General features: G+C 69.6%; 16 protein-coding genes and 2 pseudogenes. 5 read left to right on the top strand and 13 right to left on the bottom strand.

The window, feature by feature from the left end:
- Window positions 1-29: 29 nt before the first annotated feature.
- The 4 genes and pseudogenes from rsmI to dapF form a co-directional block, all read right to left on the bottom strand.
- Window positions 30-902: a 16S rRNA (cytidine(1402)-2'-O)-methyltransferase gene (rsmI, locus tag MU852_RS09110; RefSeq protein ID WP_249749334.1), complete on the bottom strand. Its 873-nt coding sequence runs from the start codon at window positions 900-902 to the stop codon at window positions 30-32.
- A 37-nt stretch (window positions 903-939) separates the two neighbouring features.
- A pseudogene (locus MU852_RS09105) lies at window positions 940-3,280 on the bottom strand (NADP-dependent malic enzyme).
- Between the two features lie 145 nt (window positions 3,281-3,425).
- Window positions 3,426-4,679 (bottom strand): tRNA (N(6)-L-threonylcarbamoyladenosine(37)-C(2))-methylthiotransferase MtaB, encoded by a 1,254-nt coding sequence (gene mtaB, locus MU852_RS09100; RefSeq protein ID WP_249749333.1) that lies wholly within the window; start codon window positions 4,677-4,679, stop codon window positions 3,426-3,428.
- A pseudogene (gene dapF, locus MU852_RS09095) lies at window positions 4,676-5,508 on the bottom strand (diaminopimelate epimerase). Before dapF ends, mtaB begins: the two are co-directional and overlap by 4 nt.
- A 148-nt stretch (window positions 5,509-5,656) precedes the next feature.
- Between dapF and MU852_RS09090 the strand changes: the two are divergent.
- The 3 genes from MU852_RS09090 (at window position 5,657) to MU852_RS09080 (ending at window position 11,100) form a co-directional block, all read left to right on the top strand.
- Complete coding sequence (locus MU852_RS09090; RefSeq protein ID WP_249749332.1) at window positions 5,657-6,472, top strand: potassium channel family protein; 816 nt, start codon at window positions 5,657-5,659, stop codon at window positions 6,470-6,472.
- Between the two features lie 83 nt (window positions 6,473-6,555).
- Window positions 6,556-8,745 (top strand): prolyl oligopeptidase family serine peptidase, encoded by a 2,190-nt coding sequence (locus MU852_RS09085; RefSeq protein ID WP_249749331.1) that lies wholly within the window; start codon window positions 6,556-6,558, stop codon window positions 8,743-8,745.
- Between the two features lie 336 nt (window positions 8,746-9,081).
- Window positions 9,082-11,100, top strand: a complete 2,019-nt coding sequence (locus MU852_RS09080) for a prolyl oligopeptidase family serine peptidase (protein WP_249749330.1) — start codon at window positions 9,082-9,084, stop codon at window positions 11,098-11,100.
- Between the two features lie 56 nt (window positions 11,101-11,156).
- Here the strand turns inward: MU852_RS09080 and typA are convergent, their stop codons facing one another.
- The 4 genes from typA to MU852_RS09060 all read right to left on the bottom strand — a co-directional run bounded on the left by typA (window position 11,157) and on the right by MU852_RS09060 (window position 14,205).
- A complete protein-coding gene (gene typA / locus MU852_RS09075) occupies window positions 11,157-12,989 on the bottom strand; it encodes a translational GTPase TypA (protein WP_249749329.1) in 1,833 nt (610 codons plus the stop codon).
- Between the two features lie 201 nt (window positions 12,990-13,190).
- On the bottom strand, window positions 13,191-13,499 hold the full coding sequence (locus MU852_RS09070; RefSeq protein WP_249751902.1) for a Crp/Fnr family transcriptional regulator: 309 nt from the start codon (window positions 13,497-13,499) through the stop codon (window positions 13,191-13,193).
- On the bottom strand, window positions 13,388-13,897 hold the full coding sequence (locus MU852_RS09065) for a Crp/Fnr family transcriptional regulator (protein ID WP_249749328.1): 510 nt from the start codon (window positions 13,895-13,897) through the stop codon (window positions 13,388-13,390). Before MU852_RS09065 ends, MU852_RS09070 begins: the two co-directional genes overlap by 112 nt.
- Window positions 13,898-14,004: 107 nt before the next feature.
- Window positions 14,005-14,205 (bottom strand): hypothetical protein, encoded by a 201-nt coding sequence (locus tag MU852_RS09060; RefSeq protein WP_249749327.1) that lies wholly within the window; start codon window positions 14,203-14,205, stop codon window positions 14,005-14,007.
- Between the two features lie 91 nt (window positions 14,206-14,296).
- Between MU852_RS09060 and MU852_RS09055 the strand changes: the two genes are divergently transcribed.
- Together MU852_RS09055 and MU852_RS09050 are read left to right on the top strand one after the other, a co-directional pair.
- Complete coding sequence (locus MU852_RS09055; protein WP_249749326.1) at window positions 14,297-15,217, top strand: DUF1206 domain-containing protein; 921 nt, start codon at window positions 14,297-14,299, stop codon at window positions 15,215-15,217.
- A gap of 73 nt (window positions 15,218-15,290) precedes the next feature.
- A complete protein-coding gene (locus MU852_RS09050) occupies window positions 15,291-15,983 on the top strand; it encodes a DsbA family oxidoreductase (protein WP_249749325.1) in 693 nt (230 codons plus the stop codon).
- A gap of 198 nt (window positions 15,984-16,181) precedes the next feature.
- Here MU852_RS09050 and MU852_RS09045 read toward each other — a convergent pair whose 3' ends face one another.
- The 5 genes from MU852_RS09045 to MU852_RS09025 form a co-directional block, all read right to left on the bottom strand.
- Complete coding sequence (locus MU852_RS09045; protein WP_249749324.1) at window positions 16,182-16,559, bottom strand: hypothetical protein; 378 nt, start codon at window positions 16,557-16,559, stop codon at window positions 16,182-16,184.
- A complete protein-coding gene (locus MU852_RS09040; RefSeq protein ID WP_249749323.1) occupies window positions 16,532-17,026 on the bottom strand; it encodes a hypothetical protein in 495 nt (164 codons plus the stop codon). Before MU852_RS09040 ends, MU852_RS09045 begins: the two co-directional genes overlap by 28 nt.
- Before the next feature lie 327 nt (window positions 17,027-17,353).
- A complete protein-coding gene (locus tag MU852_RS09035; RefSeq protein ID WP_249749322.1) occupies window positions 17,354-17,524 on the bottom strand; it encodes a hypothetical protein in 171 nt (56 codons plus the stop codon).
- Window positions 17,521-18,414, bottom strand: a complete 894-nt coding sequence (gene tcmP / locus MU852_RS09030; RefSeq protein ID WP_249749321.1) for a three-Cys-motif partner protein TcmP — start codon at window positions 18,412-18,414, stop codon at window positions 17,521-17,523. The genes MU852_RS09035 and tcmP overlap by 4 nt, the downstream gene beginning before the upstream one ends.
- Window positions 18,411-19,178, bottom strand: coding sequence for a DUF5131 family protein (locus MU852_RS09025; RefSeq protein ID WP_249749320.1), 768 nt, complete (start codon window positions 19,176-19,178; stop codon window positions 18,411-18,413). Before MU852_RS09025 ends, tcmP begins: the two co-directional genes overlap by 4 nt.
- Window positions 19,179-19,191 lie beyond the last annotated feature (13 nt).

The following is a 19,191-nucleotide window of genomic DNA, read 5'->3' as shown; positions in this document are numbered from 1 at the left end:
GGCGCGGGGCGGGCGGGGCAGGCGCTGGGTCATTTCCCCTGCAGTTCCAGGGCCCGGCGGTAGAGGACCTTTCGGTTCAGCCCCAGCGCCTTGGCGACCTCGGAGGCGGCCTCTCCGGTCGAAAGCCGGGTCAGGGCCTCGGCCAGGGCGGCGTCGGCCTCGGCCTCCGACGCCTGTTCGGCCTCGCCCGGCCCGACGACGACGACGATCTCGCCCTTGGGCGCATCCAGGCGAGGGTCGACGGCCAGCTGGTCCAGCGGGCCGCGCACGCACTCCTCGTAGAGCTTGGTCAGCTCGCGCGCGACGGCGGCCGGGCGCGGCCCCAGCACGGCGGCCATGTCGGCCAGGCTGTCCTTCAGCCGCGGGCCGCTCTCGAAGAAGACCAGGGTCTGGCGCGGGCCCTTCACCTCTTCCAGCGCGGCGCGGCGGCCGGCGGTCCTGGGCGGCAGGAAGCCGGCGAACAGCACCCGGTCGGCGGGCAGGCCGGCGACGCACAGGGCGGCCAGCAGGCTGGACGGGCCGGGCACGGGATGGACCGGCAGGCCCTCGGCGATCACCGCCCGGGCGACGACGAAGCCCGGATCGCTGACCAGCGGCGTGCCCGCGTCGGACACCAGGGCCACCACCTGCCCCTCGCGCAGACGCTCGACCGCCAGCTCCGCCGCGCGGGCCGAGGCGTGGTCGTCGCAGCGCTCCAGCCGGGCCTTCAGCCCGTAGGCCGACAGCAGCTTGGCGGTGACGCGCGTGTCCTCGGCCAGCACCAGGTCCGCCGCCGCCAGCACGTCCAGCGCCCTCAGCGTCATGTCGCGCAGGTTCCCGATCGGGGTGGCGACCAGATACAGCCCCGGCTCGACCCGCCGGGGCGGCGGGGCGGCGGGCGGGAAGGGCGCGGCGTCGCTCATGCGGCCAGCCTGCGCGCCGCGGAGGTCCGGTTCAAGCTCAGTCCGCGTCCCGCTCGGCCAGGGCGGCCGGCGGCGGCGGCGCCGAGGTCAGGCCGGTGCCCTGGAAGGCCGGGCCGGCGTCGTAGGCGGCGAAGGTGGCGCCGGTCAGGATCTCGTTGACCGAGGCCCCCAGCGACACGATCTGCACCGGCTTCTCCAGACCCACCAGCAGCGGCCCGATCAGGGTCGCGCCGCCCAGCGCCTGGACCAGCTTGGTCGAGATGGCGGCCGAATGGATGGCGGGCATGACCAGGGTGTTGGCCGGCTTGCTCAGGCGGTTGAAGGCGTAGGCCGGGTGCCCGTGCGGGTCCAGCGCCACCTCGGGCGGCATCTCGCCTTCGTATTCGAAGTCGACGCCCTTCCGGTCCAGGATGCGGATGGCCTCGCGCACCTTCTCGCCCCGGTCGCCGGGCGGGTTGCCGAAGGTCGAGTAGCTGAGGAAGCCGACGCGCGGATTGCGGCCCAGGCGGCGCACGGTGTCGGCGGCCTTGATGGCGATCTCGGCCAGTTCCCGGGCGTCGGGCAGTTCGTGGATCGAGGTGTCGGCGACGAACAGGGTGCGGCCCCCTTGGCCACAGGATCGACAGGCCGATCAGGGTGTCGTCCACGTCCAGCACGCGCTGGACCTCCTTCAGCGCCATGTTGAAGTTGCGGGTCACGCCCGCGACCATGGCGTCGGCCCGGCCCTGGGCGACCAGGGTGGCGGCGAAATAGTTGCGGTCCTGGTTGATCATCCGCTGCACGTCGCGACGCAGATAGCCCCGGCGCTGCAGCTTTTCGTACAGCCAGTCGGTGTATTCGGCGTTGCAGCCGGAGACCCGGGCGTTGGTGATCTCGATGCCCAGTTCGTCGAAGTTCAGGCCCGCCTCGGCGGCGTTCTGATGGATCAGATCCTCGCGGCCGACCAGGACGGGCGTGCCCAGCTCGGCTTGCTTGAAGGCCCAGGCGGCGCGGATGACGGCCGGCTCCTCGCCCTCGGCGAAGACGACGCGCTTGTTCGGGCCGCCGCGCACCGCCGAGGTGATCTTCTGCATCAGGGCCGCCGACGGATCGACGCGCGACCGCAGGCTGTGGCGATAGGCGTCCATGTCCTCGATCGGCCGGCGCGCCACGCCGGTGTCCATCGCCGCCTGGGCGATGAAGGGCGGGATGTACCAGATCAGTCGCGGGTCGAACGGGGTCGGGATGATGTAGTCGGGGCCGAACTTCAGCTTGCGGCCGCGATAGGCGGCGGCGACCTCGTCGGGCACGTCCTCGCGCGCCAGCGCCGCCAGGGCCTGGGCGCAGGCCACCTTCATCTCGTGGTTCACCCGGCGCGCGCGCACGTCCAGGGCGCCGCGGAACAGATAGGGGAAGGCCAAGACGTTGTTGACCTGGTTGACGTAGTCGGAGCGGCCGGTGGCGATGATGGCGTCCGAGCGCACCGACTTGACGTCCTCGGGCGTGATCTCCGGGTCGGGGTTGGCCATGGCGAAGATGATGGGATTGGGCGCCATGGAGGCCACCATCTCCTTGGTGATGGCGCCCTTCGCGCTGAGCCCCAGCACCACGTCGGCGCCGACCATGGCCTCGGCCATGGTGCGGAACGGCGTGTCGGTGGCGTGGGCGGCCTTCCACTGGTCCATGCCGTGCTCGCGGCCCTTGTAGACCACGCCGTCACGGTCGCAGATCACGGTGTTCTCGGGCCTGACGCCGGCGGCCTTCATCAGGGCGATGGACGACAGGCCCGCCGCGCCGGCGCCGGACAGCACCACCTTGACCTGGTCCATCTGCTTGCCGGCGATGTGGACGGCGTTGATCAGGCCGGCGGTCGAGATGATGGCCGTGCCGTGCTGGTCGTCGTGGAAGACCGGAATGTCCAGCAGGTCCTGCAGCTCGCTTTCGATGACGAAGCATTCCGGGGACTTGATGTCCTCCAGGTTGATGCCGCCCCAGGTGTCGCCGATGTTCTTGACGACGGTGACGAACTCGTCCGGATCAGTGGTCTTCACCTCCACGTCGAAGCTGTCGACGTCGGCGAAGCGCTTGAACAGGACGGACTTGCCCTCCATCACCGGCTTGGACGCCATGTGGCCCAGGTTGCCCAGGCCCAGGATGGCGGTGCCGTTCGAGATGACGGCGACCATGTTTCCCTTGGACGTGTAGTCGTAGGCCAGGTCGGGGTCTTCGGCGATGGCGCGCACGGGAACGGCCACGCCCGGAGAATAGGCCAGCGACAGGTCGCGCTGGGTCGCCATCGGCTTGGTCGGGGCCATGGAGATCTTGCCCGGCGTCGGGATGCGGTGGAAGTCCAGCGCCTCTTCGTCGGAGAACGTCTGTTTGTCGGTCTGGTCGGGCATGGCTTCGGGGCGTTTCCGGCGCGGCGTTTCTGATTGATCCTTCCGTTCCTAGAGCGACGGACGAAGCGGGACAACCGCGCACGGCCGAACGACGCCGCGCCGGCCTGCAAACGTCCGCGCTTGTGCGGAAAAGGTGATCCGGGGCTCAGCCGGCGTGCGGATTTCCGCCAACGGCCGGCGTCGCGGTCAGCCGGGCGCCCTCCGCGCCGGTCAGCACCAGTCTCGCCAGGGCGCCGGGCGCGCCCTCGAAGGCGATCGGCGAATGATCCGGCGCGCGGGCCTGGCCGCCGTTCTCGACCAGCGCCTGGACCGTGCGTCCGACCTGGGCGCGCAGATGCCGGTCCAGGGCGCGGTCGCCCGCCTGGCGCAGGGCGGCCGCGCGGGCCTTGATCGTCTGGGGGGGCAGCTGGGGCATCCGCGCGGCCGGCGTGCCGGGGCGGGGGCTGTAGGGAAAGGTGTGGACGAAGGCCAGGTCCGCCTCGTCGACCAGCGACAGCAGGTTGGAAAAGGCCGCCTCGCTCTCGGTCGGGAAGCCGGCGATCAGGTCGGCGCCGAAAGCGACGTCGGGCCGCACGGCGCGGACGCGCGCGACCAGGGCCAGGGCGTCCGCCCGCAGGTGGCGCCGCTTCATCCGCTTCAGCATCAGGTCGTCGCCGTGCTGGAGCGACAGGTGCAGATAGGGCATCAGCCGTTCGGACGTGGCGAAGGCGTCCAGCAGGGCGGCGTCGATCTCGGCCGCGTCGATCGAGGACAGGCGCAGGCGCGCCAGGTCGGGAACCAGCTTCAGGATGCGCTGGACCAGCCGCCCCAGCGGCGGCGCCCCCGGCAGGTCGGCGCCCCAGCTGGTCAGGTCCACGCCGGTCAGCACCACTTCCTTCACCCCCTGATCGACCAGGGCGCGGACCTGGGCCACCACCTCGCCGGCCGGGACCGAGCGGCTGTTTCCCCGGCCATAGGGGATGACGCAGAAGGTGCAGCGGTGGTCGCAGCCGGTCTGGACCGCGACATGGGCCCGCACCCGGTCCTTCAGCGGTCGCGCGGTCGCCAGCTCGACCGGGGCGGCGAAGATGTCGGAAACGGCCAGCCGCTGGCCCGACAGGCGATAGGCGCCGGGCGCGGCCTTCAAGGCGTTGCCCAGAACCCGCGTCACCTCGGGCATGGCGGCGAAAACCCGGGCCTCGGTCTGGGCGGCGCAGCCGGTGACGACGATGGGCGCGTCCGGCCTTTCCCTGCGCGCGCGGCGGATGGCCTGGCGCGCCTGGCGCACCGCCTCGGCGGTGACGGCGCAGGTGTTGACCAGCACGGCGTCCGTCAGGCCGTCGGCCTGGGCCCGCGCCCGCATGGCCTCGCTCTCGACCGCGTTCAGGCGGCAGCCGAAGGTGAGGACCTCCAGCGTCAAGCCGACAGGGTCCCGGTGCGCTCGATCTCCACCGGGCCGGTCATGAAGACGTGGCCGGACGCCGCATCCCAGTCGATGACCAGTTCGCCGCCGTCGACGACGACGGTCGCCTTGCGCTCGGTCAGGCCGCGCCGCACGGCCGCGACCTGGGCGGCGCAGGCGCCGGTGCCGCACGCCTTGGTCAGGCCCGCCCCCGCTCCCACACCCGCAGACGGATGCGGTCGCGGTCCAGCACCTTGGCGAAGCCGACGTTGACCCCTTCCGGGAACAGCGGGTGATGCTCGACCAGCGAGCCCGAGCCCGTGACGAAGCCGTCGTCCTGGCGGTCGGTGAAGAAGACCACGTGCGGATTGCCCATCGACACGGCGCCGGGCGTGTGCAGCACCGGCGCGTCGATCGGCCCGACCTGAAGCTCGATCCCGCGCGTGTCCATCGCCTCGGCCAGCGGCACCTGGTCCCAGGCCAGGCGCGGTTCGCCCATGTCGACGGTCACGCGATGGTCGCCCGCCCGGGTCGCAACGGTCGGGCCGGCGGCGGTGTCGATGACCACCCGGTCGGACCCGCTCGCCTCCATCAGCAGCCAGCCGACGCAGCGCAGGGCGTTGCCGCAGGTCTGGACCATCGCGCCGTCGGCGTTCCACACGCGCATGAAGGCGTCGGCCGTCGACGACGGCTCCATCGCGATCAGCTGGTCGAAACCCTCGCCGGTCCCACGGTCGGCCAGGGCGCGCACCTGGTCCTCCGAGGGCGTGAACGGCCGCGCCAGGGCGTCGACCACGACGAAGTCGTTGCCGGCGCCGTTCATCTTGACGAAGGGACGAGAGGTCATGCCTGGCCATATAGGCCGCCTGGCCGCGCGGCGAAATCTCCGCCCTGTTCGAACCGATCGTTCGGAAGCGTTGGACAGACGGCGCGTCAGACGGTTGAGTGGCGCGCGCCAACGGACGCCGGCGTGGCCGGGACGAACGGATACCGAATTGCCCTCCACCAAAGCCTCCCCGAAGCAAGACGGCGCCCCCCGTGACGAGGGCCTGCGCCTGCGGGCCCGGCTGCGCTATCTCTACCAGGGCTCCCAGCCGCCGGCGGTGCGGTTCCGGCTGACGGTCATCGTCATCGACCTGGCCATCATCGGCTTCTTCCTGGCCGCGCCGATCCTCAGGAACATGGGCTGGGCCTTCTATGTCATCGACTATCTGATCGCCGCCGTCCTGGCGATCGACCTGGCCGCGCGGGCCTACGCCTGGTCCGACATCAAGGATTGGCTGAAGCGGCCGATCGTCTGGGTGGACCTGTTCGTCCTGGCGACCCTGCTGTTCCCCATCTGGCTGTTCAACCTGGGCTTCCTGCGGATGCTCCGGCTGTGGACCCTGCTGAACTCGGACTTCTTCTGGCGCACCGTGGGCCGCAGGTTCGACGATACCCGCGTCGAGGAGATCACGCGCGCCCTGGCCAATCTGGTGACCTTCGTCTTCGTGGCGACCGGCTTCGTCTATGCGACCTTCCGGGGGCACGACGGGATCGCCGGCTATGTCGATGCGCTGTATTTCACCGTGGCCACCCTGACCACGACCGGCTTCGGCGACGTGACGCTGCCGGGGCCGTGGGGGCGGCTGCTGTCCATCGCCATCATGCTGGTGGGCATCACCCTGTTCCTGCGCCTGGCCCAGGCCTTCATCCGGCCCAGCAAGGTCGCCTTCCCCTGCGACCGTTGCGGTCTTCAGAAGCACGACCCCGACGCCGTCCACTGCAAGGCCTGCGGCAATCTGCTGTGCATCCCCGACGACGGAAGATGACAAAGCCGTAAGGATCGGGCCGCGCGCCTTGCCGGTCGGGCCGCCGCCGTTAAGGTGCCGCCTTCGTTTTCGGGGACCCCGCCATGATCCGTTCGTCCGCCGCCGCGCTCGCGGCCCTTCTCGCCTCCAGTTCGTTGAGCGCCGTCGCCATGGCCCAGACCGCCCCTTCCGCTTCCGCCGCCCCCGCCCCGGCGCCGGCTTCGTCCGGTTTTGCGACCAGCGAGGCGACCGACCCCTATATCTGGCTGGAGGACGTCGAGGGCGCCCGCGCGATGGAATGGGTGCGCGAACACAATGAGAAGAGCCTGGGCGTGCTGCAGGGCGACCCGCGCTACGAGCCGCTGCACCAGGAGGCCCTGGCCATCGTCCAGGCCAAGGACCGCATCCCGGGCGTGGGCTTCAACCGCGACGGCACGCTGAGCAACTTCTGGCAGGACGCGGACCATGTGCGCGGCGTCTGGCGCCAGACCACGGTCGACAGCTTCCGCACCGACGCGCCCCAGTGGGACACCATCCTGGACATCGACGCCCTGGCGGCGGCCGAGGACGCCAACTGGGTCTACAAGGGCGTCAACTGCCTGGCGCCCGAGGAACGCCGCTGCCTGGTCAGCCTGTCGAACGGCGGCAAGGACGCCACGACGCTGCGCGAATTCGACGCCGTGGAGCGCGCCTTCGTCGAGGGCGGGATCGTCCTGCCGGAATCCAAGGGCGGGGCGGCCTGGATCGACCGGGACACGCTGCTGATCTCGCGCGACTTCGGCCCCGGCACCCTGACCGATTCCGGCTATCCGATGACGGTGCGGCTGCTGAAGCGCGGCCAGGCGCCGGAACAGGCGCCGGTCATCTTCACCGGCCAGCCGACCGACGTGGCCGTGTCCGGCTACACCCTGCGTGACGCCGACGGCGCGGTGAAGGCGGTGCTGATCAACCGCTCGGTCGACTTCTATTCGTCCGAGACCTGGCGGCCGAAGGACGACGGCTCGCTGGTGCAGCTGGCCCTGCCGGCCAAGTCGGAGATCAACGGCCTGATCGACGGCCGGCTGGTGGTGTCGCTGAAGCAGGACTGGACCGCGCCGTCGGGCCAGGCCTTCCAGACCGGCGACCTGATCGCCTGGCCGCTGGACGCCTGGCTGGCCGATCCGGCGACCCCGGCGCAGCTGGTGCTGCGCCCGACCGAGCGTCAGTCGGTGGAAGGCGTCAACGCGACCCGCCACACCCTGGTCGTGGCCCTCTATGACAATGTGCGCGGATCGGTGCGCGTCTATCGCCCCGGCCAGACCGAATGGACGCACACGACCCTGGACCTGCCGCAGAACGTGTCGGTCGGCGTCGGTTCGGCCTCGGAGACCGACGACCGGGTCTTCGTCAGCGTCACCGGCTATCTGAACCCGTCCAGCCTGTGGCTGGCGGACGCCGCGACGGGCGACGTCGAACAGATCAAGTCGATGCCGGCCAAGTTCGACGCCACGGGCATGACGGTGGATCAGCACGAGGCCCGCTCGGCCGACGGAACGATGATCCCCTACTTCGTGGTGCACAAGGCGGACATGCCGCTGGACGGCTCCAACCCGACGCTGCTCTACGGCTACGGCGGCTTCGAAAGCTCGCTGCTGCCCGGCTATTCGGCCACGGTCGGCAAGCTGTGGCTGGAGCGGGGCGGCGTCTATGTCATCGCCAACACCCGCGGCGGCGGCGAGTTCGGACCCCGCTGGCACGAGGCGGCGCTGCAGCAGAACCGCCAGCGCGCGCACGAGGACTTCCAGGCCGTGGCGTTGGACCTGATCGCCCGCGACATCACCAGCCAGCCGCACCTGGGGATCATGGGCGGGTCGCAGGGCGGGCTGTTCATGGGGGTGATGCTGACCCAGCGCCCGGACCTGATCAACGCCGCCGTCATCCAGGTGCCGCTGTTCGACATGTTGCGCTTCCACAAGCTGCTGGCCGGCGCGTCGTGGATCGGCGAATACGGCGACCCGGACATCCCCGAACAGCGCGCCTGGATCGAGCGCTATTCGCCCTATCAGAACCTGCGCGCGGGCCAGCCCTATCCGGAAGTCTTCATCCACACCTCGACCAAGGACGACCGCGTCCATCCCGGCCATGCCAGGAAGGCCGCCGCGCGGCTTGAGGAACTGGGCTATCCGGTGCTGTTCTACGAGAACACCGACGGCGGCCACGCGGCCGGCGCCAACCTGCAGGAGACCGCCCGCCGGATCGCGCTGGAATACACCTATCTGTCGCGCCGCCTGATGGACACGCCGGCGCAGGAATAGGCTTCTTGCATCCGCTCATCCCGGCGAAAGCCGGGACCCAGTTCTTTCGCGAGGATCGGCGGCTGGGATCGGGTTCACTGCGAACGGGCGACGCCGAACGCCCAAAGATCTGGGTCCCGGTTTTCGCCGGGATGAGCGGAGTAATGAAATGCGTCACCTGATCCTGTCCGTCGCCATTCCGGCGCTCCTGCTGGGCGCCTGCGCCACGGCTCCGGTGACGACCGATGAGCAGCACAGGCACGACCATCCTGAGCGCTTGGGCCCGCCACCCCACTACCACACAACCTCACCCCCGCCGGCGTCGCGGCCGCCGACGACCACCTGGCGCTGGAGCAGGTGGACGGGGCCGAGGCCATGGCCTTCGTCGCCGAGGAGAACCGCAAGTCCCTGGCCGCCCTGACCGGCGACCCCCGCTACGAGACCTTCCGCCGCGAGGCCGAGGCCATCCTGACCGCCGAGGACCGCATCCCCATGCCGTCCTTCCTGGGCGACGGCGTGGGCAACTTCTGGCAGGACGCGGCCAATCCCAAGGGGGTGTGGCGGCGCACGACGCTGGACAGCTACCGCACCGCCCAGCCGCGCTGGGAGACGCTGCTCGACATCGACGCCCTGGCCAAGGCCGAGGGCCGCGACTGGGTGTTCAAGGGCGCCGACTGCCTGGCCCCGGACGAGACCCGCTGCCTGATCAACCTGTCCGACGGCGGCAAGGACGCCGTGGTCGTGCGCGAGTTCGACCTGACGACGAAACGGTTCGTGGACGGGGGCTTCAACCTGCCGGAGGGCAAGCACCGCATCGAGTGGCTGGACCGCGACACGCTTCTGGTCGCCACCGACTTCGGCCCCGGCACCATGACCGAGTCGGGGTATCCCTTCATCGTCAAGACGCTGAAGCGCGGCCAGGCCCTGGACCAGGCGGTCGAGGTCTATCGCGGCGATCAGGGCGATGGCGGATACGGCGTCAGCCCGGCCGTCTATCGCGACAAGGAAGGCGTGGTGCAGGCCGTGATCATCACCCGTCCGCTGGACACCTTCCGGTCCGAGACCTGGAGCCTGAGCCACGACGGCAAGGCGCAGAAGCTGAACCTGCCGGAACGGGTCGGGATCTCCGGCGTCATCGACGGCCGCCTGGTCTTCTCGCCCGACCAGGCCTGGAGCTTCGACGGAGAGGACTACATCGCCGGGTCGCTGCTGGCGCTTCCGCTGGGCGTGCTGGGCGAGACCCGCCCGCACGGGCGCATCGGCCGCGACGACGCCCTGGTCTTCCAGCCTGCCCAGCGTCAGGCGCTGCAGGGCGTCGCCGTCCTGTCCGACACCCTCGTCGCCGCCGTCACCGACAACGTCGCCGGCACGCTTCTGCGTTTCCAGGCGGGCCCGTCGGGGTGGACCGCCGCGCCCATCGCCGTGCCCGCCAACCTGGCCGTCGGCCTGGGCGACTCCTCCAAGTCGCGAGGGCAGGTCTTCGTCTCGACCCAGGGCTTCCTCGTTCCGCCGACGCTGAGCCTGGCGGACGCCAGCGCCGGCTCGCTGACCGAACTGAAGGCCGCGCCCGCCAAGTTCGACGCCTCGACCCATGTCACCGAGCAATATGAGGCGACCTCGACCGACGGGACCAAGATCCCCTACTTCGTCACCCGCCCGCGCGACCTGGCGATGGACGGGACGGCGCCGACCGTCATGCTGGGCTACGGCGGCTTCCAGATCAGCCTGAACCCCGCCTACAAGCCCGAGATGGGCAAGCTGTGGCTGGAGCGGGGCGGGGTCTTCGTCCAGGCCAACATCCGCGGCGGCGGCGAGTTCGGGCCCGACTGGCACCAGGCGGCGCTGGACGGGAACCGGCAGCGCGCCTTCGACGACTTCGCCGCCGTGGCCCGCGACCTGGAGCGGCGCGGGATCACCAGCCCGCGTCACTTGGGCATCTACGGCCGGTCGAACGGCGGGGTGCTGACCAGCGTCTCCATCACCCAGCACCCGGAGCTGTTCAACGCCGCGGTGATCGAGAGCCCGCTGATCGACATGCTGCGCTATCACGAGCTGCCGGCCGGCGCCTCGTGGATCGGCGAATACGGCGACCCGCGCATCCCCGAGGAGGCCGAGTGGATCGCCCGCTATTCCGCCTACCAGCAGCTGCGGCCCGAGGTCGACTACCCCCGTGTCTACATCACCACCAACACCCGCGACGACCGCGTGCATCCGGGCCATGCCCGCAAGTTCGCCGCGCGCCTGGGCGACCAGGGCCACGACCACCTCTATTACGAGGACACGGCGGGCGGTCACTCCAACGACGCCGACCCGGTGGCCAACGCCCGGCGCTGGGCCCGGCACTATGTCTATCTGGCCCAGCAGCTGATGGACTGAGACGAAAAAGGGAGCCGCGTCGCGGCTCCCCTGATCGTTTCCGGCGATGGCCGTCCTCAGTCGGCGCGGACGCGCTTCTTGCGGAAGGAGGGGTTCAGGACTTCCTTGCGCAGGCGGATCGACTTGGGCGTGACCTCGACCAGCTCGTCTTCCTCGATATAGGCGATGGCCTGTTCCAGCGACGGACGGCGCGGCGGGGTCAGGCGCACGGCCTCGTCCTTGCCGGAGGCGCGGACGTTGGTCAGCTGCTTGCCCTTGATCGGGTTGACGTCCAGGTCGTCTGAGCGGCTGTTCTCGCCGATGATCATGCCCTGGTAGGTCTTCTCGCCGGCGCCGACGAACATGACGCCGCGCTCCTCCAGGTTCCACAGGGCGTAGGCCGCCGTGTCGCCGTCGGAGTTGGAGACCAGCACGCCCTTCAGGCGGCCTTCGATCGCGCCCTTGTGCGGCTCGTAGTGGCTGAACACGCGGTTCAGCACGCCCGAACCGCGCGTGTCGGTCAGGAACTCGCCCTGATAGCCGATCAGGGCCCGCGACGGGCAGTTCAGCTGGATGCGGGTCTTGCCGGCGCCCGACGGGCCCATGTCGCGCAGCTCGGCCTTGCGCTGGCTCAGCTTCTCGATGACCACGCCGGTGTATTCGTCGTCGACGTCGATGACCACGTCCTCGATCGGCTCCAGCCGCTCGCCGTTCTCGCCGGTCTGATAGACCACGCGCGGGCGGCTGATCGACAGTTCGAAGCCTTCGCGGCGCATGTTCTCGACCAGCACGCCCAGCTGCAGTTCGCCGCGGCCGGCGACCTCATAGGCGTCCGAGCCGGGGGTCTCGGTGATGCGGATGGCGACGTTGGCCTCGGCCTCCTTCAGCAGGCGGTCGCGGATCACGCGCGACTGGACCTTGTCGCCTTCGCGGCCGGCCAGGGGGCTGTCGTTGACGCCCACGGTCATGGAGATGGTCGGCGGGTCGATCGGCTGGGCGTCCAGCGCCTCGGTCACTTCCAGGGCGCACAGGGTGTCGGCCACGGTGGCCTTGGACATGCCGGCGATGGCGACGATGTCGCCCGCTTCCGAACCCTCGTCCAGCGGCTGGCGCTTCAGGCCGCGGAAGGCCAGGACCTTGGTGATCCGGCCCTGTTCGATCTGCTTGCCGTCGCGGTCCAGCGCCTTGATCGGCATGCCGGGGACCGCCTTGCCGCTTTCGATGCGGCCCGTGAGGATGCGGCCCAGGAAGGGGTCGCTCTCGATCAGCACGTTCAGGATGCGGAACGGCTTGTCCTTGTTCTCGGCCACCGGCGGCGGCGGCACGTGGTCGACGATCAGGTCGAACAGCGGCGCCAGGGTGTCGGACGGCTCGTTCATGTCCAGCGTCGCCCAGCCGTTGCGGCCCGAGGCGTAGATGTGCGGGAAGTCCAGCTGTTCCGGCGAGGCGCCGATGGCCTCGAACAGCTCGATGGTCTCCAGGTGCACCCGGTCCGGGTCGGCGTGGGCGCGGTCGACCTTGTTGATGCACAGGATCGGGCGCAGGCCCATCTTCAGCGCCTTGGTCAGCACGAACTTGGTCTGGGGCATGACGCCCTCTTCGGCGTCGACCAGGATGACGCAGCCGTCGACCATGCCCAGGATCCGCTCCACCTCGCCGCCGAAGTCGGCGTGGCCGGGGGTGTCGATGATGTTGATGCGGGTCTCTCCCGCCTTGCCGTTCCACAGCACCGAGGTGCACTTGGCCAGGATGGTGATGCCGCGCTCGCGCTCCTGGTCGTTGGAGTCCATGGCGCGCTCGGTGGTCGCCTCATTGGCGCGGAAGACGCCGGACTGGGCCAGGAGCTGGTCCACCAGGGTGGTCTTGCCGTGGTCGACGTGGGCGATGATGGCGACGTTGCGCAGGTTCATTTTGGGCTCGGGCGGACTGTGTTCGGCCGCGGGATATCCGCGCCGCTGCAGGAAGGTGCAGGGAGAAGGGGGAGTGTTCGGGGCGCCTCTTACAGGCAAGTGCTCGCAAACGCCAGAGCAGGCGCGCCACGGCGCCCGGCGACGTGACAGGCGATCTGACAGGCGACCTGCGGGGCGCGCGGCCGGTCGCGCCCGGGCGGGTCAGCCGGCCTTGAGGCGGAAGACGTCGCCGGCGCGGTAGCATTCGCAGGCGGCGTGCTCCAGGGCGGCGCGGTCCAGCACGGTGATGCGGCCGCGCGAATAGGCGATGGCCCCGGCCTTCTGCAGCCCCTGGGCGGCCTCGTTGACCGTGGTGCGCTGCGAGCCCAGCATCGAGGCCAGATATTCCTGGGTCAGGTTCAGGGTGTCGCCCTCGACCCGGTCGTGGCAGCGCAGCAGCCATTTGGCGAAGCGGCGCCCGGCGTGGTGCAGGGCGTTGCAGGCGGCGGACTGCTCCAGTTCGCCCTGCAGCCGGGCCATGTAGTCGGCCAGATGTCGCGCACCCCAGGCCGCTGGGCCGCCAGGACGCGCAGGCGCTGGGCCTCCACCCGCTGGGCCGAGCCGGCCACCTGGGCCACGCTGCGGGTGTGGGCGCGTTGAGGGGTCAGCGCCGCAACCACGCCCAGCACGCCCTCGCGCCCGACCATCAGCGTCTCCACCGTGCGGCCGTCCTCCAGCACCGCCACCGAGGAGCAGAACCCGCTTTCGATGAAGTGCAGGTGCTCGATCGGGTCGTCGGGCTCGGCGAAGACCTGGCCGTGGGCGAAGTCGATCGGCGTCGCGATGGCCGAGAGGGCGGCCCGGTCCTCGGGCGCCATGGCGCTGAGCAGGAGATTTCCCGGCGGATGGTGACGCATGAATTCGCGCATAAGGCGATTGCGTGAAGGCGTCTGTCGGAACCCGACACAGCGTTGCAGTAATTTCGGCCCGTATCTGGGGAGAAGTCGTTGAATTCGCGGCTTGTGTACGCGACCGATCACACCGGGCCGAGGTTTGACCGCTCCAGCCGGCCGACGATGCGGTCGCCGTCGTGGATCTCCACCCCCGCGCAGGAGGCGTGCCGGGCCAGCAGCGCCGCGGCCGCGCGCAGGGCGTCGTGGTCGTCGGCCCCGTCGTGGAAGTCGAGCAGCGGGCGTCGGCCCTCGTCGTCGAAGAAGTGGAGTTCGTAGATGCGCATCGCAGGCCCCGGACAGCGAAGGATAGGCCGGATCGACGACCGGCGTCTGTCGGAAGGCGACAGAGGCGGAGCCTTTGCCGTAGGCCCGGCGTTGACGCCCGGTCATGACCGCCTTCGCCCCCTTCGCCGCGCCGCCGCCCGCCTGGGAGAGACCGCCCGCCGCCGCCTGCCGCTGGCCCGGCGGACGCCCAGGCTGGCGACCCTGGTCGAGTGGGCCGCACGGATCGGCTATGGCGCGCGGGGCTTCGTCTATCTGTCGGCGGGGGCGCTGACCCTGCTGGCGGCCACGGACCGGATCGGGGCGGCGGTCGGCACGGGCGGGGCGGCGGGCTGGCTGGCCGAGCAGCCGTTCGGGCGGCTGTGGCTGGTGCTGCTGGGCCTGGGGCTGTGGGCCTTCGTCGGCTGGCGCGTGCTGCAGGCGGTGTTCGACGCGGATCATGAGGGGACGGACCTGAAGGGCTGGGCCACGCGGGCGGGCCAGGCGCTGAGCGGGCTGTTCTACGGGGTGCTGGCGGCCGGGGTGTTCGAGTATCTGGACGAGGCAGGCGAGGCGACCAGCGCCGCCGCCGACCGGGCCGAGAGCGTGGCCGAGAACCAGGAGAAGGCGGCCATGCTGCTGGGCCTGCCCTTCGGCGGGGCCCTGCTGGCGACGGCCGGGCTGGTGGTCCTGGCGGTCGGGATCGGCAACATCGTCAGGGCCTTCCGGGACGACTTCGACGCGGCCCTGGCCTGCCCCGAGGCCTTCTGCCGGCCGGCCTCGATCCTGGCGCGGACGGGCTATGCGGCGCGGGGCTTCGCCTATCTGCCGCTGGGCGTCTTCGTGGTGCTGGCGGGCCTGCACGCCCGCGCGGGCGAGGTGACCAGCACGGCCGGGGCGCTGGCGGCGCTGGAGGCCCAGCCGGGCGGATCGTGGATCCTGGGGCTGACGGCGGCCGGGCTGATGGCCTTCGGCGCCTTCGCCTTCGTGGAGGCCCGCTGGCGGCGCATCCGCGCGCCCCGGGAGCTGGGGTGAGCCGGGGCCTGGCATTGGCCGCTCGCGTCGCCATATCCCATCGCAACACCTGCTGTTCCAGAAGGCCGCGCCGATGACCGACACCGCCCCCCAGACCTCGACCCCCGCCCCGCTCAAGACCCTGAAGATCGACTTCGTCTCCGACGTCGTCTGCCCCTGGTGCGTGGTGGGGCTGGGCGGGCTGGAGACGGCGCTGGAGCGGCTGGAGCCCGAGGGGATCGCCGCCGACATCGCCTTCCAGCCGTTCGAGCTGAACCCCGACATGGCGCCCGAGGGCGAGGGGATCGTCGAACACATCGGCCGCAAGTACGGCTCGACCCCCGAACAGTCCGCCGCCAACCGCGAGATGATCAAGGCCCGCGCGGCGGAAGCGGGCTTCGACATGCGGATGGGCGAGACAAGCCGCATCTGGAACACCTTCGACGCCCACCGCCTGCTGCACTGGGCGCACGAGACAGCGCCGGACAAGCAGAAGGCGCTGAAGCGGGCGCTGTTCACCGCCCACTTCACCGACAACCGCAACCTGACCGACGCCGGCGTCCTGACCCAGGCGGCCGAGGCCGCGGGGCTGGACCGGGCCGAGGCGGCCGAGGTGCTGGCGTCCGGCCGCTACGCCCAGGCGGTGCGCCAGGCCGAGCAGCTGTGGCGGTCGCGGGGCATCAACTCAGTCCCCGCCGTGGTGGTGGAGGGCAAGTATCTGATCAGCGGCGGCCAGCCGGCCGAGGCGTTCGAACAGGCGCTGCGCCAGATCGCCAAGGAGGCGTAGGCTCTCCCTTCGTCATCCTCTTTTGTCATCCTCCGGCAAGCCGCGCAGCGGCGAAGACCGGGGACCCAGCGGCGCGCGAGAGCGCGAACCTGTCGCAGATCAGGCCTTCAGACATCACGCGACGGATAGATTTCGCCTTCGGCGCCGCTGGGTTCCGGGTCTCCGCTGCGCTTCGCCCGGAATGACGAAAGAAGGAAATCACGGCGGGCCGGTTTCAGGCTCCGCGTCCGGAAAACCACCGTCTGAATAGAGTGAATCGTCTGAAATCGGCGCCCGCTCCAGGGCGTCCAGCACCTCCAGGCTCTTGTCGATCAGGCGGCGGCCGGTCGGGTCCGCCGGGTCCAGGTCGGCGACGGCGCGGACCAGGGTCTGGACGGTGCGGGCCTTGGCCATCGCGGTCGCCTGGGGGTCGGGGGTCTTCGCAGGTTTCGGAGCGGGTTTCGGCGCGGGCGGCGTTCCATCGGCGGCGCGGGCCAGGTCCGAAAGGCGCGTGTGCAGCCGCATCCAGCCGGCGGCCTCGGCGACCCGGCCGCGCAGGACGGCGCGGTTCAGCCGCACCAGGGCGTGGCGCGCCATCTGGGCGTAGTCCAGCAGGCCCGCCTCCTCCTCGGCGTCCAGGTCGACCGGCTCGGGATCGGGCTGGTCGATGCGGCGCCAACCCCGGCCTTGGCGCGCTGGCGGAAGGTGGACTCGGCCATGCCGTGGCGGGCGCACACGGTCGGGCAGGACTCGCCCTGCAGATATTCCTCCCGCGCCCGCGCCCACGCCGCCTCGGACACGCGGCGATAGCCGCCGCCCCGGTCATAGGGATCGCGCACGGGCCGCCCGTCGTAGAGGGGGCGCGCGGGGTCGCGGGGCGCGTCGGGGCGGGGCGGGTCGTCGCTGAATCCCTCGTCGCAAGATCCCTCGTTTCGGGGGCGGTCGACGAAGTCCTCATTGGTCAGGCGGCCGTCCCAATAGTCATAGGGCGCCCGGCCGTCGTCCCAGCCCGATCCCGCGTCATCGGGCCCGCAGCCCGGCCGGCGATCCTCATCCCGTTCCATGCGCCCCTCCGACGCCGATCCGCCCCACGCGCGGGGCCGGGGCATTATGGGACGGCCGGGAGGGGTGTTAGGTCGATTGGCGCGCGGCGGCGGAAAGGCGAGGGAATTCAGAGGGCGGGGTGGCGGAATTAGGATGGCAGAGGCCTCGCCTTCCCTCTTTCGTCATCCTCCGGCTCGCGCAGCGAGACCGGGGGACCCAGCGGCGCCGAAGGCGATATGTCCGCCGCACGACCGTCGGCCGCCGAGTCCGCGACAGGTTCGCGCTCCCGCGCGCCGCTGGGTCCCCCGGTCCGCGCCGCTGCGCGGCTTGCCGGAGGATGACGAAAGTCAGGCCCGCGTCTTCCTCAGCGCGCGCGGCGCGTCGTCGGCGGCGACCAGACGCCCCTTCCAGCCGGGCGGCGGCAGGAACTTGCCGGACTTCTCTTCGCGCGTGCCGTTCTTGGCCATCTCCCCCGCGCGGCCGTTAGGCCCGGCGAGGAGGACGAGGGTGGGCATCATGCTCGCTTCTGTAAGCGTTCCCCTGTCTTTAGGACGTAATCCGCTCCCTCTAACCCTTTACGGTGAGGGCCCGCCCAGATGATGTAGTACAGTGGGCTACCTCTCGTATTTCGAATAAGCATAGGTTGAGAGACATGACCGAATGCGTTTTTTAGGTTTGCTCGATAAAATCGGAGAAGTCGATCGGTTGCGTCAGCCCTCTTCCTAGTCGCTGCGCCGAACAAGCCCTCGGTGGTTTCGTAAACCTCATCGTACCACCCCGGCCCAAAGAAACTGTCGAGCTGATCCCGCCAGTTTGATGGGATGGCGGGATTCAACGTGGCGAGCCGATTGATGCACATATGCAGCGGAAAGTTGATGATCGCTTCGAATATCCTAGTGGCCGCCAGCGCCTGAACCGAGGTCCATGGCAAATGAGCGCCGAACGGGTCGAGAAACGCCACGCCGCGATGCGTTGTCTTGGAGATGTTCTGCTTCAGAAGCCAAGTAATTTGATCTTCCGCGCTCCCCTGCCGAACATCGATCCGACGCCTCCCCTCGTACTCACTTTGCAGGTGATAAAGTTGGCTCACCCGCTTTGGGTCAGCGTCCACAAACACGTATCGGTCGAACGGGTTTGCGAGATCCAAAGCCCTTCTTGGGCTGCCTACAACAATCTGAGTGTGCTCTGCCGGGCGCTCGTCATCCCAAAGCGGCGTTTCAACTAACGGGTGTTTAGTTACGCTACGGAGGCTCGCCTTTCCACCTCCTGCAAACGCATCGAGATAGATCGTTCTGCACCAAACCTGATTCTTGAGCACCGTCGTGTAGTAATTCAGATAGGAGGCCAAAGCGGCCAACTTCTGCTCGGCCCATGGGCCGACTTCGGCCAAATCTGATTCTTCGCTCATTCAGCCAGTATAGCAGAGCTTTGCAATGGAAGGTTGTTCCATTCTCGCCCATGGAGAAGGCGCCCTGCAGCCTTCTTGTTCCTCCCGCCCCATTGTTTAAAAAAGAATGCTGCCCCCGCACCTAGGCAAGCGAGTCGAATTTCATCGACCCACTGTTCCGCCATTGGGCGTGCTCTCGGACCAGACTCGCCGCCAACGATGGCCCAGTGGATTCCGTCGAGGTTCGCTTTCGCCACGGATCCGATCAACGGTTCGAAGGAAACGAAGCGGATAATCGCCGGTGTTGCGCGTAGGTCGTCCAGTCGCGAAAGAACGCGACTGTCTTCGACGCTGGTACCCAGCCACACGTGAGGTAGTGCCGGCAACGCGAGGTCGGTGACGACCTGCCTCATCCGCTCAGGCCGTTTGGTAAGGATTTGGTAGGTGTGCTGAGGGGTCTTCGCCATCACCTCCCAAACACGCTCGACGAACTCCGGCGGGACATCCGGGTGGAAGAGGTCCGACATCGAGTTGACGAAAATCTTGCGTGGCCTCCGCCATTTCAGCGGAATTTCGAGCGAAGCTTCGTCCAGGCGAACCTTACCTGTCCACACATAGCGGTCGCCGCTCTTACGGGTCAGCCCTTCATACTTGGGCACCCCCATCGCCTCCAAACGCGCCGCCATGCGCATGGCGTAACAGTTGGTGCAGCCCGGTGTAATCACCAAGCAGCCCGCGACCGGGTTCCAAGTCGCATCCGTCCATTCGATGGTCGTGTCAGCCATCAGCGCCTCCGTG

This window comes from Brevundimonas albigilva (genome assembly GCF_023503965.1).
Lineage (GTDB): Bacteria > Pseudomonadota > Alphaproteobacteria > Caulobacterales > Caulobacteraceae > Brevundimonas > Brevundimonas albigilva.
Note: the sequence above shows the minus strand (reverse complement) of the source record. Positions and strands in the feature narration are given on the sequence as shown.

Coding starts and splice junctions, on each gene's coding strand:
- MU852_RS09025 (WP_249749320.1), bottom strand. CDS start 19,178: ATGGCTGACACGACCATCGAATGGACGGATGCGACTTGGAACCCGGTC.
- MU852_RS09060 (WP_249749327.1), bottom strand. CDS start 14,205: ATGCGCATCTACGAACTCCACTTCTTCGACGACGAGGGCCGACGCCCG.
- MU852_RS09050 (WP_249749325.1), top strand. CDS start 15,291: ATGACCGACACCGCCCCCCAGACCTCGACCCCCGCCCCGCTCAAGACC.
- MU852_RS09035 (WP_249749322.1), bottom strand. CDS start 17,524: ATGATGCCCACCCTCGTCCTCCTCGCCGGGCCTAACGGCCGCGCGGGG.
- MU852_RS09085 (WP_249749331.1), top strand. CDS start 6,556: ATGATCCGTTCGTCCGCCGCCGCGCTCGCGGCCCTTCTCGCCTCCAGT.
- typA (WP_249749329.1), bottom strand. CDS start 12,989: ATGAACCTGCGCAACGTCGCCATCATCGCCCACGTCGACCACGGCAAG.
- MU852_RS09065 (WP_249749328.1), bottom strand. CDS start 13,897: ATGCGCGAATTCATGCGTCACCATCCGCCGGGAAATCTCCTGCTCAGC.
- tcmP (WP_249749321.1), bottom strand. CDS start 18,414: ATGAGCGAAGAATCAGATTTGGCCGAAGTCGGCCCATGGGCCGAGCAG.
- MU852_RS09045 (WP_249749324.1), bottom strand. CDS start 16,559: ATGGCGCGCCACGCCCTGGTGCGGCTGAACCGCGCCGTCCTGCGCGGC.
- rsmI (WP_249749334.1), bottom strand. CDS start 902: ATGAGCGACGCCGCGCCCTTCCCGCCCGCCGCCCCGCCGCCCCGGCGG.
- MU852_RS09040 (WP_249749323.1), bottom strand. CDS start 17,026: ATGGAACGGGATGAGGATCGCCGGCCGGGCTGCGGGCCCGATGACGCG.